This is a genomic window from Shigella sp. FC1661, assembly GCF_001712525.1.
Taxonomy (GTDB): Bacteria; Pseudomonadota; Gammaproteobacteria; order Enterobacterales; family Enterobacteriaceae; genus Escherichia; species Escherichia coli.
Window position 1 is genome coordinate 1 of record NZ_MDGW01000001.1, and the last position, 14,514, is coordinate 14,514.

13 protein-coding genes and 2 pseudogenes are annotated in these 14,514 nt (G+C 43.9%); 7 read left to right on the forward strand and 8 right to left on the reverse strand.

Translation table 11 applies throughout. The features are described 5' to 3' along the window. The 3 genes and pseudogenes from BFF42_RS00005 to gadW all read left to right on the forward strand — a co-directional run. Positions 1-209 (forward strand): annotated as a pseudogene (locus BFF42_RS00005) (glutamate decarboxylase); the annotation flags it as partial. A gap of 369 nt (positions 210-578) precedes the next feature. Further along, the gene (gadX, locus tag BFF42_RS00010; protein WP_001191068.1) at positions 579-1,403 is read left to right on the forward strand and encodes an acid resistance transcriptional activator GadX; all 825 of its coding nucleotides are present in this window, start codon (positions 579-581) and stop codon (positions 1,401-1,403) included. Between the two features lie 367 nt (positions 1,404-1,770). Then, a complete protein-coding gene (gadW, locus tag BFF42_RS00015; protein ID WP_000149991.1) occupies positions 1,771-2,499 on the forward strand; it encodes an acid resistance transcriptional activator GadW in 729 nt (242 codons plus the stop codon). A 362-nt stretch (positions 2,500-2,861) separates the two neighbouring features. Here gadW and mdtF read toward each other — a convergent pair whose 3' ends face one another. Both mdtF and mdtE read right to left on the reverse strand, forming a co-directional pair. Continuing rightward, on the reverse strand, positions 2,862-5,975 hold the full coding sequence (gene mdtF / locus BFF42_RS00020; protein ID WP_000024894.1) for a multidrug efflux pump RND permease MdtF: 3,114 nt from the start codon (positions 5,973-5,975) through the stop codon (positions 2,862-2,864). 24 nt (positions 5,976-5,999) lie between these two features. Further along, on the reverse strand, positions 6,000-7,109 hold the full coding sequence (mdtE, locus tag BFF42_RS00025; protein WP_311732323.1) for a multidrug transporter subunit MdtE: 1,110 nt from the start codon (positions 7,107-7,109) through the stop codon (positions 6,000-6,002). Between the two features lie 107 nt (positions 7,110-7,216). Between mdtE and BFF42_RS00030 the strand changes: the two genes are divergently transcribed. After that, complete coding sequence (locus tag BFF42_RS00030) at positions 7,217-7,495, forward strand: hypothetical protein (protein WP_001205329.1); 279 nt, start codon at positions 7,217-7,219, stop codon at positions 7,493-7,495. Here the strand turns inward: BFF42_RS00030 and gadE are convergent, their stop codons facing one another. Together gadE and hdeD are read right to left on the reverse strand one after the other, a co-directional pair. Further along, on the reverse strand, positions 7,496-8,023 hold the full coding sequence (gadE, locus tag BFF42_RS00035) for an acid resistance transcriptional activator GadE (RefSeq protein WP_004983620.1): 528 nt from the start codon (positions 8,021-8,023) through the stop codon (positions 7,496-7,498). 798 nt (positions 8,024-8,821) lie between these two features. Next, the gene (gene hdeD, locus BFF42_RS00040) at positions 8,822-9,394 is read right to left on the reverse strand and encodes an acid-resistance protein HdeD (RefSeq protein WP_000965672.1); all 573 of its coding nucleotides are present in this window, start codon (positions 9,392-9,394) and stop codon (positions 8,822-8,824) included. Positions 9,395-9,648: 254 nt separating this feature from the next. On the opposite strand from hdeD, the gene hdeA reads away from it, so the two are divergent. From hdeA to BFF42_RS00055, 3 genes are all read left to right on the forward strand, one after another. Then, positions 9,649-9,981 (forward strand): acid-activated periplasmic chaperone HdeA, encoded by a 333-nt coding sequence (hdeA, locus tag BFF42_RS00045; RefSeq protein WP_000756550.1) that lies wholly within the window; start codon positions 9,649-9,651, stop codon positions 9,979-9,981. 115 nt (positions 9,982-10,096) lie between these two features. After that, a complete protein-coding gene (gene hdeB, locus BFF42_RS00050) occupies positions 10,097-10,423 on the forward strand; it encodes an acid-activated periplasmic chaperone HdeB (RefSeq protein ID WP_001298717.1) in 327 nt (108 codons plus the stop codon). 63 nt (positions 10,424-10,486) lie between these two features. After that, positions 10,487-11,134, forward strand: coding sequence for an MgtC/SapB family protein (locus tag BFF42_RS00055; protein WP_005039165.1), 648 nt, complete (start codon positions 10,487-10,489; stop codon positions 11,132-11,134). A 41-nt stretch (positions 11,135-11,175) separates the two neighbouring features. Here BFF42_RS00055 and BFF42_RS00060 read toward each other — a convergent pair whose 3' ends face one another. From BFF42_RS00060 to BFF42_RS00075, 4 genes and pseudogenes are all read right to left on the reverse strand, one after another. After that, entirely contained in the window at positions 11,176-11,706 is a 531-nt protein-coding gene (locus BFF42_RS00060; protein ID WP_000478610.1) for a helix-turn-helix transcriptional regulator, read from the reverse strand. A gap of 155 nt (positions 11,707-11,861) precedes the next feature. After that, the gene (gene slp / locus BFF42_RS00065; protein WP_001057453.1) at positions 11,862-12,428 is read right to left on the reverse strand and encodes an outer membrane lipoprotein Slp; all 567 of its coding nucleotides are present in this window, start codon (positions 12,426-12,428) and stop codon (positions 11,862-11,864) included. A gap of 248 nt (positions 12,429-12,676) precedes the next feature. After that, a complete protein-coding gene (locus tag BFF42_RS00070; protein WP_000020619.1) occupies positions 12,677-13,900 on the reverse strand; it encodes a hypothetical protein in 1,224 nt (407 codons plus the stop codon). Between the two features lie 264 nt (positions 13,901-14,164). Then, positions 14,165-14,514: pseudogene (locus tag BFF42_RS00075) on the reverse strand (IS1-like element IS1X2 family transposase); the annotation flags it as partial.

Consider the following 14,514-nt stretch of genomic DNA (forward strand, 5'->3'; position numbering starts at 1 on the left):
GTCTGCGTCTGCGCGGCTGGCAGGTTCCGGCCTTCACTCTCGGCGGTGAAGCCACCGACATCGTGGTGATGCGCATTATGTGTCGTCGCGGCTTCGAAAGGGACTTTGCTGAACTGTTGCTGGAAGACTACAAAGCCTCCCTGAAATATCTCAGCGATCACCCGAAACTGCAGGGTATTGCCCAGCAGAACAGCTTTAAACACACCTGATAACATAACGTTGTAAAAACCGAATGCCCAGCCTTTAAAAAAACAGCTGGGCATTCGGTTGCTTATTAATCGCAATAATATATTGGCTGTCTATTCATCGTGTTGATAAGATATATGTTATATGAATGTTTATTAAATGTAGCGATTGCCTTTAATGTCACGAAAAGGGATTATTTGCTTGCTATTAATTTCACTGCGTTCTTAAACACGTTTTTGTATTATAAATCCAGTCATCCTGCCCGTAGAACATCACACATTATCATCCTGTTCTCCCGCTTCGTTTAAATTTATTTATCAATCAATTTGACTTAAGAGGGCGGCGTGCTACATTAATTAACAGTAATATGTTTATGTAATATTAAGTCAACTATGCAATCATTACATGGGAATTGTCTAATTGCGTACGCAAGACATAAATATATTCTCACCATGGTTAATGGTGAATATCGCTATTTTAATGGTGGTGACCTGGTTTTTGCGGATGCAAGCCAAATTCGAGTAGATAAGTGTGTTGAAAATTTTGTATTAGTATCAAGGGATACGCTTTCATTATTTCTGCCGATGCTCAAGGAGGAGGCATTAAATCTTCATGCACATAAAAAAATTTCTTCATTACTCGTTCATCACTGTAGCAGAGATATTCCTGTTTTTCAGGAAGTTGCGCAACTATCGCAGAATAAGAATCTTCGCTATGCAGAAATGCTACGTAAAAGAGCATTAATCTTTGCGTTGTTATCTGTTTTTCTTGAGGATGAGCACTTTATACCGCTGCTTTTGAACGTTTTGCAACCGAACATGCGAACAAGAGTTTGTACGGTTATCAATAATAATATCGCCCATGAGTGGACACTAGCCCGAATCGCCAGCGAGCTGTTGATGAGTCCAAGCCTGTTAAAGAAAAAATTGCGCGAAGAAGAGACATCATATTCACAGTTGCTTACTGAGTGTAGAATGCAACGTGCTTTGCAACTTATTGTTATACATGGCTTTTCAATTAAGCGAGTCGCAGTGTCCTGTGGATATCACAGCGTGTCGTACTTCATTTACGTCTTTCGAAATTATTATGGGATGACGCCCACAGAGTATCAGGAGCGATCGGCGCAGGGATTGCCGAACCGTGACTCGGCGGCAAGTATTGTTGCGCAAGGAAATTTTTACGGCACTGACCGTTCTGCGGAAGGAATAAGATTATAGAATTTTACTCAGACATAAAAAAAACCCGGCATAGGGGACCGGGAAGAGGATAGTCTGCCGTCTCCAGACTAATAAACCGTTATAACACTCCCTGTTGGCACGGGAAACTTTGTGCTCTCAGTAAGTTAAATATAACTTTTACTGGAAATAAGATCAGCCATTTTTTTATAAACATAAGCTATACGCTGTGCGAAAATATATTCGTGCTGCATTTACTTATTATCAATTAACTGTTATGCAAAACTACTTTGTGGATAAATTTTGGTCCTACCAAATCTGGCAGTTTTTGCGCTAAGAAACAGTCTGGCAACATTTCATTAGTATACTGAAATTGAAATAATCGCAGTATGAAATATAAGGGATAATCATGACTCATGTCTGCTCGGTGATCCTCATTCGTCGTTCATTCGATATTTATCATGAACAGCATAAAATATCGCTGCATAACGAGAGTATCGTGCTGCTGGAGAAAAATTTGGCAGACGATTTTGCGTTTTGTTCACCGGATACGCGACGACTGGATATCGATGAGCTGACAGTTTGCCATTACTTACAAAATATTCGTCAGCTACCACGCAATTTAGGGTTACATAGCAAAGACCGTCTATTAATTAACCAGTCACCCCCCATGCCGCTGGTGACGGCGATTTTTGATAGCTTCAATGAATCCGGGGTAAATTCACCGATACTGAGCAATATGCTCTACCTTTCCTGTTTATCGATGTTTTCTCATAAGAAAGAACTGATCCCCTTACTTTTCAATAGCATCAGCACTGTTTCAGGAAAAGTTGAACGCCTTATTAGCTTTGATATCGCCAAACGTTGGTATCTGCGCGATATCGCGGAAAGAATGTATACCAGCGAGAGTCTCATCAAAAAAAAGTTGCAGGATGAAAATACCTGTTTCAGTAAAATATTACTCGCTTCCAGGATGTCGATGGCCAGACGATTACTCGAGTTACGTCAAATTCCTCTGCATACTATTGCAGAAAAATGTGGCTATAGCAGTACGTCGTACTTTATAAACACATTTCGACAATATTATGGTGTAACGCCACATCAGTTTGCGCAACATTCGCCAGGTACCTTTTCCTGACATATTTTGCATTTGAATATTGGTCAGGATCTCACACCTGCTTCATGTGAAACTCTTCCCTGATGATTTCTGCCGGGCTACCGGCTAGTTCTCTTTCGCAGTTTGCCAGGCGGTATAGGTATTTTCAGGAGGAAAAGACTCGGCATGTTTGGGATTATTAAGCTGACAATTCATACGATTACGGGAATGTGGGTCAGTATTGTGCTGTTCAAATTGATGACGAATGGCTGGAGTGGTTTCTACTTTCAGTGCTGTGTACTAAGCCTGGTATTCCTGACGGTTAGCTGGTTGTTGAGTGGTGAATGGTTAGCAGGAAAGAGTAAGGCTGAACCTTCACGTTCAACCTTACTCTCATTTACACGTTACGCTTTTTTAAAGCGGGCAAAGAGATGTTCCACTACAACGAAAAAGACCGGAACGAAGTAAATTGCCAGCACTGTTGCGGCAAACATCCCGCCCATCACGCCGGTACCTACCGCGTTTTGCGCGCCAGAACCGGCACCATGACTGATAACCAGCGGCAGCACGCCGAGAATAAAGGCCAGAGAGGTCATCAGGATTGGGCGTAAACGCATCCGCGCCGCTTCGATGATTGCCCCTATCGGCGTTTTCCCTTCTTTCTGCATCATCTCAACGGCAAATTCGACAATCAGGATGGCGTTCTTGGCGGAAAGCCCGATGGTGGTCAGCAAACCAACCTGGAAGTAGACGTCATTACTTAAGCCGCGCAGATCGGTGGCCAGTAATGCGCCAACGACGCCTAACGGAACAACCAACATCACCGAGAACGGAATTGACCAGCTCTCATAGAGTGCGGCGAGGGCGAGGAACACCACGACCAGTGAAATGGCATACAGTGCAGGAGCCTGGTTTGAGGATAACGCTTCCTGATACGACAGTCCGGTCCATGAGTAGCCGACGCCTGCCGGAAGTTTAGCGACCAGGTCTGCCATAAATTTCATAGCGTCACCGGTACTTTTCCCGGCCGCCGCTTCACCTAAAATCTCCATTGACGGGATGCCGTTGTAGCGTTCCAATCGCGGTGAACCATAGGTCCATTCGGTAGACGAGTAGGCAGAAAGCGGTGCCATCGTGCCAGAGGCGTTGCGTACATACCATTGGTTGATGTTATCCGGCAACATACGGAACGGCGTGCCTGCCTGGACATACACTTTTTTCACCCGCCCCTGGTTGAGGAAGTCGTTCACGTAGCTGCTGCCGAAGGCGGTGGAAATTGTCTGGTTGATATCAGACAGCGCCACACCCATTGCCTCAGCTTTCGCGGCGTTGACGTTCACTTTGAACATCGGCGTATCTTCCAGGCCGTTCGGGCGTACCCCGGTGACCTGGTCAGGCGATTGCGCTGCCAGTGATAACAGCTCGTTTCGTGCCTGGGTTAGTTTTTCGTGCCCCAGGTTACCGTTGTCCAGCAGTTCCATATCAAAACCTGACGCGGTACCCAGTTCAGCCACCGCGGGTAAGTTGAACGGGAAGACGACGGCTTTATTGATACTGCTTAACGCAATCATTGCCCGCTGAATGATCGCGGTAACCGAGTTTTCCTCACCGACACGTTCAGACCACGGCTTGAGACTGATAAACGCCAGGCCGTTGTTTTGCCCCTGGCCGCTGAAGCCAAAGCCGCCAACGGTAAACACCGACTGAACATTATCTTTCTCTTTTGTAAGATAATAATCCGTCACCTGTTGCAGCACTTTCGTGGTGTTAACCATGGTGGCACCGGAAGGTAACTGCGCGGTGGTCATAAATACCCCCTGATCCTCTTCTGGTAAGAAAGAGGTCGGTGTACGCAGGAACAGCACCGCCATCCCGGCGCAAATCAGCAGGTAGACCACCATGTAGCGACCGGTACAACGCAACAGCGAGCGGGTGCTATCGGTATAGTGCTGAGTTGATTTTTCAAACAGCGTGTTGAAGCGTGCGAACAGGGCGTTAGGTTTGTGACCGCCTTCCGGCGCGGCTTTCAGAATGGTGGCGCACAGGGCAGGGGTCAGGCTCATTGCCACAAATACTGAAAGCAGCATGGAGGAGATCAGCGTGATGGAGAACTGGCGGTAGATCTCCCCGGTTGCGCCGCTCATAAAGGCCATCGGCATAAACACTGCGGAAAGAACAACAGCAATACCGACCAGCGCACGTTGGATCTGCCCCATCGATTTATGCGTCGCTTCCTTCGGTGGTAGCTTATCTTCCGCAATGACACGCTCGACGTTCTCCACCACCACGATGGCGTCATCCACCAGTAACCCTATCGCCAGCACCATCCCGAACATAGTTAACGTGTTGATGGTGAAACCGACCGCCGACAAGATCGCAAACGTCCCGAGAATAACCACCGGTACGGCAATCGTCGGGATGATTGTGGCACGGAAATTCTGCAAAAACAGATACATGACCAGGAAGACGAGGATGATAGCCTCAACCAGTGTTTTAAAAACTTCCTGAATAGAAATTTCGATAAACGGCGTGGTGTCGTAAGGATAAACCGTCTTCAGACTTGCGGGGAAATAGGCTGATAAGCGGTTCAGCTCCTCTTTGACTGCCCGCGAGGTATCCAGGGCGTTTGCTCCGGTAGCCAGTTTGATGGCGATCCCGGCAGCAGGTTTGCCGTTATAGCGCGCCACGGTGGAATAATCTTCCGCTCCAAGTTCGACGCGGGCGACATCACGCAGCAGCACTTGCGAACCATCTTGCTGAACTTTCAACAGGATTTTGCCAAATTCTTCCGGCGTTTGCAGACGCGTCTGCACAATGATCGAGGCGTTTAGTTGCTGGTCTGCCGCCTGTGGCATGCCACCCAGTTGACCACCGGAAATCTGGTTGTTTTGCACCTTAATCTGGGAAATAACATCGGAAGGTACCAGATTGTATTTATTGAGTTTTTGCGGGTCCAGCCAGATACGCATGGCGTACTCGGAACCAAAGAGCTGTACGCTACCAACGCCCGCGGTACGGCTTAGCGGGTCTTTGATATTAGACGCTACATAGTCCGCGATATCGTACTGGTTGAGGCTGCCGTTATCAGAAATAAACGCCGCTACCATCAGAATATTACTGCTCGACTTATCAACGCTAATCCCCTGCTGCTGCACCGCTTCAGGTAATGAAGGCATAGCGAGTTGCAGTTTATTTTGCACCTGAACCTGTGCGATATCAGGAGATGTCCCAGTCTCGAAGGTCAGAGTGATAGAGGCATTACCCGCCGCATCACTGGTTGAAGACATGTACATCAGGCCATCAAGCCCATTCATATTTTGCTCAATCACCTGAGTGACCGAGTCTTCTACCGTTTGCGCATCGGCACCTGGATAGGTAGCGCTGACGGTAATGGTCGGTGGCGCAATCTGCGGATACTGCGCAACCGGTAAGTTCATGATCGCCAGACCACCTGCAAGCATCATAATAATGGCAAGTACCCAGGCAAAAACCGGGCGATCAATAAAATAGTTAGCCATGAAAGTCCCCTTAAGCCTGCAACGTTATTGTTTCGATTCGGTGCTGGCGTTTTCCTGGCTGGAGGAAATTGCTCGTGCTTTGATACCCGGACGAATGCGTTGCAAACCGGAAACGATCACCCGATCGCCAGCCTGCAAGCCAGAGGTGACAACCCACTCGTCGCCGATGGCTTTGCTGGCTTCAATTTCGCGTAGCTGCACAACATCGTCTTTATCCAGAATGAGCGCCGTTGCTTTACCCTGGGCGTTGTGGGTGACGCCTTCCTGCGGCACCAGTAATACATTCTGGCGGCTACCTTCATCCACTAATGCCGTGACGTACATGCCAGGCAGCAAGTCACCATTTGGGTTGGGGAAAATCGCCCGTAACGTCACGGAGCCCGTGGTTTCATCCACCGTCGGGTCGGAGAATTTCAGTGTGCCGGTCTGGCTGTAGCGTTTACCATTTTCCAGATTGAGCTGTACTGGCGTACTGCCCTGAACCTGTTTGATTTGCCCACTGGCGACCTCTTCTTTCATGCGCAAGAAATCCTGCACCGACTGCGTGAGATCGACATAAATCGGGTCCAGACGTTGTACGGTAACCAGCGAATCTGCCTGATTAGCGGTAACGAGTGCGCCGACGGTCACCGACGATTTCCCGCTGACGCCCGTAATCGGCGAGGTGACATTCGCGTATTGCAGATTGATCGTCGCCTGTTCAACAGCCGCTTTGGCGACGGTGACATTGGCTTCTGCTTCATTCAGCTGGGTGCGCGCGGTGTCGTAATCCTGACGGCTAACGTAGTTGGTCTTCAGCAACGATGCCTGGCGGTTAAAGGTGATGCGGGCATTGCTGGCGGTAGAGAGCGCTTTCGCCAGCGAGCCTTTGGCGGAGTTTAGCTCGGCCTGTAAAGGTGCAGGATCAATCTGATACAGCGAATCGCCCTGGTTCACTTTATCGCCTTCGATAAAGTTGCGTTTAATGATAATACCGCCCACCTGGGGACGTATCTCGGCAACTTCATAAGGAACGGTTCTACCGGGCAATTCGCTCAACACATTGACCGAACCGGGGGAGAGTGTGACGACACCGACCTCAGACGTCATGGCGGCGGCGTTTTCCGCCGATTTGTCATCGCAGGCGGTGAGCATCGCGCCGCAGAATAACAACGGTATTAACAGCTTTCTTCTTCTGTTCATTTTAGTCCCTGAAAATTCTTGAGAAATAACGGTTCTTTAAATTGCGCGCGAGGAGAGATATGAGGGATTTACAGACCAGCGGCATAGTGGGGTTGTCAGCCAGTAAGGTGGGATACAGGCACAGTGATCGACATGGTGAGGTCAACGACAAAAAAAATGTTGCCGTTCTGCCAACAGTTCCTGCCAGCATTCGGGCAACGAAGGGTTCTACTGGTGGATACACATACCAGGGGAATAAAGTCGTTTTAGCCTCTCCTTTAGTAATCACCGGGGGTAATGAAATCAGCATCTGCATCCCTCGTCATGCCAGCCATCAATTTCAGTTGCTTATGTCCTGACTAAAAATAAGATGTGATACCCAGGGTGACGATGTCGCTCATACGTCTTAGTTTCAACTTGTACATAATGTTGAATTTCTGAATCTTTAATGTTTGTTGCGAAATATTGAGCGTCAACGTGATATTGCTTTCATTTTTATTTTTCAGAATCAGTTGCATAATTTTGAACTGATTATGTGAAAAACATAATTGTGAATTCTTATGGGGCAAGTGTTTACCATAAGTAATCTCAAGAAGATTTTTGATACTTTCTTTGCGGCTAACAAAATAAATAGGCGCTTTAGCTTTTAGTTTACTGATGTGATAAGGTGCCAAAACAATAATTCTCTCGGCATCTAATTTCTCCAGAAATTTAATCGCTTCTTCATCAAGGATATGATTGTGATAGGTATCAATGATAACCTTGAAGGGTTTATTGCCTACTTTTTTGATCTCTGACAGGGAATTGATTTTTATCATTTCGTGATTATCTTTCAACTGCCAAAAGCCCTGTAAAAGAAAAGAATCTTTCGTCATGAGAAAAATCATAACTTGCTCCTTAGCCGTTATCGTTTCGAACATGTCATCCTTTTCATTATTTACATCCTTGTCCGAATCGTTGTTCAATATAGTAAACGCCTATAAGAACTTTACCCTTCGTGAACTAATACGTCTATTAACACTAATCAATACTTCAGATTTATCCATCACGCACTCCATATATTGATCCTAAGTAAGATTCCTGGTTGTTATCAGCTTGTAAATAGTAAACAAAAAGTTAACGTTTGCGGATTACTGCCCAAGAATAAGTTATCAATAACCAGTTTGTGATCTCTGAAGAATATTACTAAAGTTAAAATGTAATCCGATTTAAATATCGAGTCTCCTTGTTTCGACTTAAGCTGGCAATTGGATTGCCAGCTTTCTTTTAACGCATTGAAATTACCTGAGTAAATAACGCATTCATGTCTTCAGGTTTTTATATAGCGTCTGGAGACACGGATATTTATGCAATGTAATCAACGCCAGTTGCAAAAAAATGAACCCGGATTACTTATTTAACCGCCCATAGCATCAACGCTTACGGAACTCTTTGTTCACTTTCCCACAGCACTTTTAAAACATTAAACCTGACTACGGAAAATATCAGCCATGATAATGTTTGAAATGGCTAATTTGCCATTGAGTGAAAAAAATTAGATGAAATTCAGTAGGTTGAAATAATCACTAGCAGGTAATTATTTCAATGATAGTGCGCAATTGATCTACAACACTGCGTAGCGGAGAGAGTATTAATCGGATCATAGTCACATCAAGTGACTATGATCCGGGTGACAACCGGGGTAATTATTGCTGCTTAACGAACAAACTGGCGAAGCTGAACAGGCTGGCGGCGCTAAATATCAGTTCAATTCCCACCAGTGTGGAAACCAGCGTTACAGACACCATCGGCGTTGCACCAAGGAATATCCAGGCAATGACGATATCCAGCACACCAATAACGAGCTGTAGCCAGCTGCCTTTCATTGAACGCTGACGATACCAACTCATCAGGCGAATAACCCCTGCAACACAGAACAAACCGGCAATAAATGCCGCAATGGCAAAAATGCCCAGCTCCGGTGCGCGGATGAAGAAATAGCCGATCAATAAATAGGCGACTGCGACGAGGAAACCGGATAATACCGGCCAGAAATTATGACTGCGGTTGCTGAATAACCCGACAATAAGCGCAATACCCGAGCAGATTAATAATGCACCCACTACTGTGCTTAAAATATCGCCAGAGACGAACGGGAAACTGATACACAGCAACCCGACGATAAACAGCAGCACGGCAATAAACTGGATTGCTCTGCGATGTTTTTTAAGCATCTCCAGATCAAACTTCAAAATTGTTGCCTTATCTATATATAACATAGAACCACCCTATAAAATTAAGAAGAAAATCCCCTGCTATCAATCTATGCCAAAAACGCGTCTAAGAATGCAGTCGATTTAATAAAAATTTCCTAATTGCAGTATCTGATGCATCTGTAACTCATTGTATTGAAATAAAAATATCTGATTTTGATATTTTCCATCAACATGACATATACAGAAAACCAGGTTATAACCTCAGTGTCGAAATTGATTCGTGACGGCTCTTTCACTTTATAGTTGAGGATATTACGATGAAAAAAGTATTAGGCGTTATTCTTGGTGGTCTGCTTCTTCTGCCAGTTGTGAGCAATGCAGCGGATGCGCAAAAAGCAGCTGATAACAAAAAACCGGTCAACTCCTGGACCTGTGAAGATTTCCTGGCTGTGGACGAATCCTTCCAGCCAACTGCAGTTGGTTTTGCTGAAGCGCTGAACAACAAAGATAAACCAGAAGATGCGGTTTTAGATGTTCAGGGTATTGCAACCGTAACCCCAGCTATCGTTCAGGCTTGTACTCAGGATAAACAAGCCAACTTTAAAGATAAAGTTAAAGGCGAATGGGACAAAATTAAGAAAGATATGTAATTCCGGGAATGCGTTACATCGTACTTCCTTGCATATTGAACAGGCCGGAATATCTTCTTTAAAAGCAGCTATTCCTCCTGTTCATATATAATCTATATATTGAATGGGTTACAAAATGAATATTTCATCTCTCCGTAAAGCGTTTATTTTTATGGGCGCTGTAGCGGCTTTGTCACTGGTGAACGCACAATCTGCGCTGGCAGCCAATGAATCCGCTAAAGATATGACCTGCCAGGAATTTATTGATCTGAATCCAAAAGCAATGACCCCGGTTGCATGGTGGATGCTGCATGAAGAAACAGTATATAAAGGTGGCGATACCGTTACTTTAAATGAAACCGATCTCACTCAAATTCCTAAAGTGATCGAATACTGTAAGAAAAACCCGCAGAAAAATTTGTATACCTTCAAAAATCAAGCATCTAATGACTTGCCGAATTAATGAGGTACAAGTAAAAAGGAGTAGCAAGTTGAGCCATCTTGCTGCTCCTTTTTGCATTTTTATATGACAGCAGAATTTATTATACGTCTTATACTCGCGGCAATTGCCTGTGGCGCTATTGGCATGGAAAGGCAAATGCGAGGCAAAGGAGCAGGGTTACGCACACATGTATTAATTGGCATGGGAAGCGCCCTGTTTATGATTGTTTCGAAATATGGTTTTGCTGACGTGCTGTCTTTAGATCACGTCGGACTCGACCCCAGCCGTATTGCTGCTCAGGTGGTGACGGGCGTCGGGTTTATCGGTGCAGGTAACATTCTCGTTCGTAACCAAAATATTGTAGGTTTGACGACGGCAGCGGATATCTGGATGACCGCCGCTATAGGTATGGTTATTGGCAGTGGTATGTACGAATTGGGTATGTATGGTTCAGTGATGACCTTGCTGGTGCTGGAAGTCTTCCATCAATTAACCTTCCGCCTGATGAACAAAAATTACCATTTACAGCTGACATTAGTGAACGGTAATACGGTATCAATGCTCGACTGGTTTAAGCAGCAAAAAATAAAAACGGATTTAGTTTCGTTGCAGGAAAATGAAGATCATGAAGTGGTCGCCATTGATATCCAGCTTCATGCCACAACGTCGATAGAAGATCTGTTGCGATTATTAAAAGGTATGGCAGGGGTGAAAGGCGTTTCAATTAGCTAATCTGTGTGGCAGCGTAGTCAGACTCACCGTAAGCCTGAAATTCACACCAGATAATCAATATGCTGATGGCGTACCAGCTCATTGATCCGCTTAAGATTGAGGATCATCATGATATTGTGTTTATGGCAGTAGAACGTTTTTAGCGTTATTTTCAGTTTCTCCAGAATATCCTCCGTTGTCATTTGATTCGCAATGCAGCTCAGAACCTGATGTTGCTTGCGCGAAAGTGACACAGCCGCTTCAGGCACAGAGCAGTAACTGCCATTGATGAGTGCGACAAAATCGATGATAGTGATAGTCCGCGGAACAAAGGTCACCGGCACTTTCCCCAGGCAGCGTTTAATATTAAAGGGGGAGAAAATAATCACATGGACAGGTTTTAATCGTTCAATTTGAGTGAGAAAATTAGAATGAAATACATTATTCATTAATGTATCAATAATGACAAAGGCATTCTGATGCAACATTCCGTCGATCTCTTCTTCGTTCTGTATATGAACGACATTACCTTTGCTCAAAATGTTTTTCATCGCGGTGAAGAACATCGTATCCCTGGTAATTATAAGAAACATAACCGACTCCTGGTGCGGACATTAATTTTATAATCAGTTTGCCAAAGGTAATTAACAGGACAGGGCTTATAATAATAATAGTTAGCTTGCTGTGTATTAATTTTATGTAATGCACGATGCAGATGCTGAGAAAGCATCTGCATCTTTCGGTGGTGTTATTTGACCAGCTCAGGTGTTACCTGACTCACCGCATTGGTGTAGTAAGGCGCACCCCAGCCCGGTTCCGGCCAGAATGCACCATAGCCGTAATCCCATAGGTTATAGGTGGTATTAACCACTTCTCTCAAATGCCACACCTGGATGCCCTGCATATTCACTTCCAGGAAGTTATACGGGACTTTATTGATAAAGCCAGGTTGTTCACCCTGAATGGTACCGAGGATGGTAACAAAGTGATTACGATAGTTCACTGGGTCAAGGAAGCCGCTTTGTCTGGCGAGCAGTCGGCCCTGATAGTTGGCTTCAATATCAGGTTTCGCATAGCTATCCAACGGTAATACAGCGATTTCTAACAACGTATCCGTTTTGCCATTGATAACGTTGATAACCTTCCCACCAAAGCGCGCTTGTTGACCAACATATAACCCCGGCTGGTTATGAACAGCAACAAAACTTTTTTGAATATCAGGTTGGTTATTGCCTTTGATATTTTGCGGAATTGAACTACATGCGGCAAGCAAAAATGAAAGGCTGAGGATGAGTGCACCTTTTGTCATGTTCATGTTACTATCCTTATCAACAAATATTAAAACCATAATAGATATTTCTTTATAGTTTTCATCTGATTCTGAGGTGATATGCCTGATAGTAACGTAAACCTGTCTGATGTTTATATCCCTTTTGTTTAGTTCAATTCCATTGATTTTGGGGCGTGGCATAAAGTATCCATCGCCCCATAATATAATCCTTTGTTTTAAAATTACATAAAATCTATTTTTATTCAATAATTATAAAGTGCTAATAATCAATATTATGGTATTATATTCTGATAATGATTTGATAAGCGAATTCTTTTGCCAGATGGTATTTCTATTTCCACCCCATAATTTATATCTTTTTCATTAGGAAGTGGCCTCTTTAAATAAGGCGTGTGTGACATTTTTTTTGGGTTAAGCGTCTCGAATTGAAATACTTCGAACTGATATTCAGACATTTCTGCCCATGTTTGAATTTTATTGTATCGAGAGAGTGTCGTAGAGGCTTTAACTTGCTTATAACATTGTTTTTGGAATTCTTGCTGATATTTTAATATGTCATTGTATGAAAGATTGGTTATCCTGGCCTCTAAAAATTTAATTATTGTTGAAGCAATTTCCGCTTTTGCTCGTAAAAAGTTGTCATTAATGGTTAATAATGTTGAAAATAAACCTTCGATTTGTTTGTCAAGATATTGTCCATCTTTATATAATTTGGGGGGTAGGGTGTTCTTTATGTAAAAAATAGTGTCACCTAAATTTGCGTCAGTGAAATTTATATTAAGTAGATCTTCGAAATAAAACCTTGACAAGGTTAGAACGAACCCGGAAAGGTTCTGTCCTGTCATATTGAAATCAATAAAGTTGGTTCCGGCAAAGACTTTCATCCTGTTTTTATTTTCACTGTGCTCAATATATAACTTCGTCATTTTTTGATACAGGCTTTGAATATCTTTTATATTAGTTGGTAAGTCAGCTCGTTGTTCAGCAATAAAATTAGTATCTGAAAACATGGTTTGGACACTGAATGTTATGGGTATTCCCTCTTCTACGCTAATTTTAGTTATGATTGCCTTGTCGGGTTTAGGATTAGCGACAACAATGATTCGACATTCAGCACTTTTGTTTTTTTCATATCTAATGTTATTAATCTGATTAAGTATTGATTGTGTCTGTTGCGTAAGTGGTGTCGAACTTATCGTTTCAATGTTATTAATAAGACTTACAAGTTGAACCACAACTTTTGAGTAGTCTGCATTTGTATATGTGGTGTTCGTGTGGCATGCATTAATTTGTTGGAGTTGTTGTTGCGCTAAATCAAATTGTTCAGGGTTGTATCCTTCTCCAGAGAATGTGGAATTAATGGGTTGTTGTTCTTCCCAATTATCACAAGGCCACTTCGGTGTGTCTGGCGTTTTAACATTATCGGTATTTGTTGTGCAGTTATAAATATCGCCGTGATATGTATTTATTATACCTGGGGTAAAGTCAATTGACATAACATTCCTTATTCATCATCTGTTTTATGCTAAGGTTTTTAAATTGGATAATTAGAACAGGAATGGATTTTCTTCTACACACAATAAATATAATGCGTTATATCTTCCTGATATAATTACCTTTAAATTCCCTTTCATTTCCACCCGGTAATATTTGTGTATAAAAAAAGCAGTGATAGTATCGTAAAGGAAAACGTTAACAACTATCAAAAAGCGCTCATTTTAAAAAGTTATTATGTTCTCCGATAGGGTAATGACTCCAACTTACTGATAGTGTTTTATGTTCAGATAATGCCCGATGACCTTGTCATGCAGCTCCACCGATTTTGAGAACGACAGTGACTTCCGTCCCAGCCTTGCCAGATGTTGTCTCAGATTCAGATTATGTCGCTCAATGCGCTGAGTGTAACGCTTGCTGATAACGTGCAGCTTTCCCTTCAGGCGTGATTCATACAGCGGCCAGCCATCCGTCATCCATACCACGACCTCAAAGGCCGACAGCAGGCTCAGAAGACGCTCCAGTGTGGCCAGAGTGCGTTCACCGAAGACGTGCGCCACAACCGTCCTCCGTATCCTGTCATACGCGTAAAACAGCCAGCGCTGACGTGATTTAG

What these genes read in the sequence shown, in the direction of transcription:
- hdeA (WP_000756550.1), top strand. Translation starts at nt 9,649, where the DNA reads ATGAAAAAAGTATTAGGCGTTATTCTTGGTGGTCTGCTTCTTCTGCCA.
- mdtE (WP_311732323.1), bottom strand. Translation starts at nt 7,109, where the DNA reads ATGCTCACCGCCTGCGATGACAAATCGGCGGAAAACGCCGCCGCCATG.
- BFF42_RS00055 (WP_005039165.1), top strand. Translation starts at nt 10,487, where the DNA reads ATGACAGCAGAATTTATTATACGTCTTATACTCGCGGCAATTGCCTGT.
- BFF42_RS00070 (WP_000020619.1), bottom strand. Translation starts at nt 13,900, where the DNA reads ATGTCAATTGACTTTACCCCAGGTATAATAAATACATATCACGGCGAT.
- hdeD (WP_000965672.1), bottom strand. Translation starts at nt 9,394, where the DNA reads ATGTTATATATAGATAAGGCAACAATTTTGAAGTTTGATCTGGAGATG.
- gadX (WP_001191068.1), top strand. Translation starts at nt 579, where the DNA reads ATGCAATCATTACATGGGAATTGTCTAATTGCGTACGCAAGACATAAA.
- mdtF (WP_000024894.1), bottom strand. Translation starts at nt 5,975, where the DNA reads ATGGCTAACTATTTTATTGATCGCCCGGTTTTTGCCTGGGTACTTGCC.
- slp (WP_001057453.1), bottom strand. Translation starts at nt 12,428, where the DNA reads ATGAACATGACAAAAGGTGCACTCATCCTCAGCCTTTCATTTTTGCTT.
- gadE (WP_004983620.1), bottom strand. Translation starts at nt 8,023, where the DNA reads ATGATTTTTCTCATGACGAAAGATTCTTTTCTTTTACAGGGCTTTTGG.
- BFF42_RS00030 (WP_001205329.1), top strand. Translation starts at nt 7,217, where the DNA reads ATGAGGGATTTACAGACCAGCGGCATAGTGGGGTTGTCAGCCAGTAAG.
- hdeB (WP_001298717.1), top strand. Translation starts at nt 10,097, where the DNA reads ATGAATATTTCATCTCTCCGTAAAGCGTTTATTTTTATGGGCGCTGTA.
- BFF42_RS00060 (WP_000478610.1), bottom strand. Translation starts at nt 11,706, where the DNA reads ATGTTTCTTATAATTACCAGGGATACGATGTTCTTCACCGCGATGAAA.
- gadW (WP_000149991.1), top strand. Translation starts at nt 1,771, where the DNA reads ATGACTCATGTCTGCTCGGTGATCCTCATTCGTCGTTCATTCGATATT.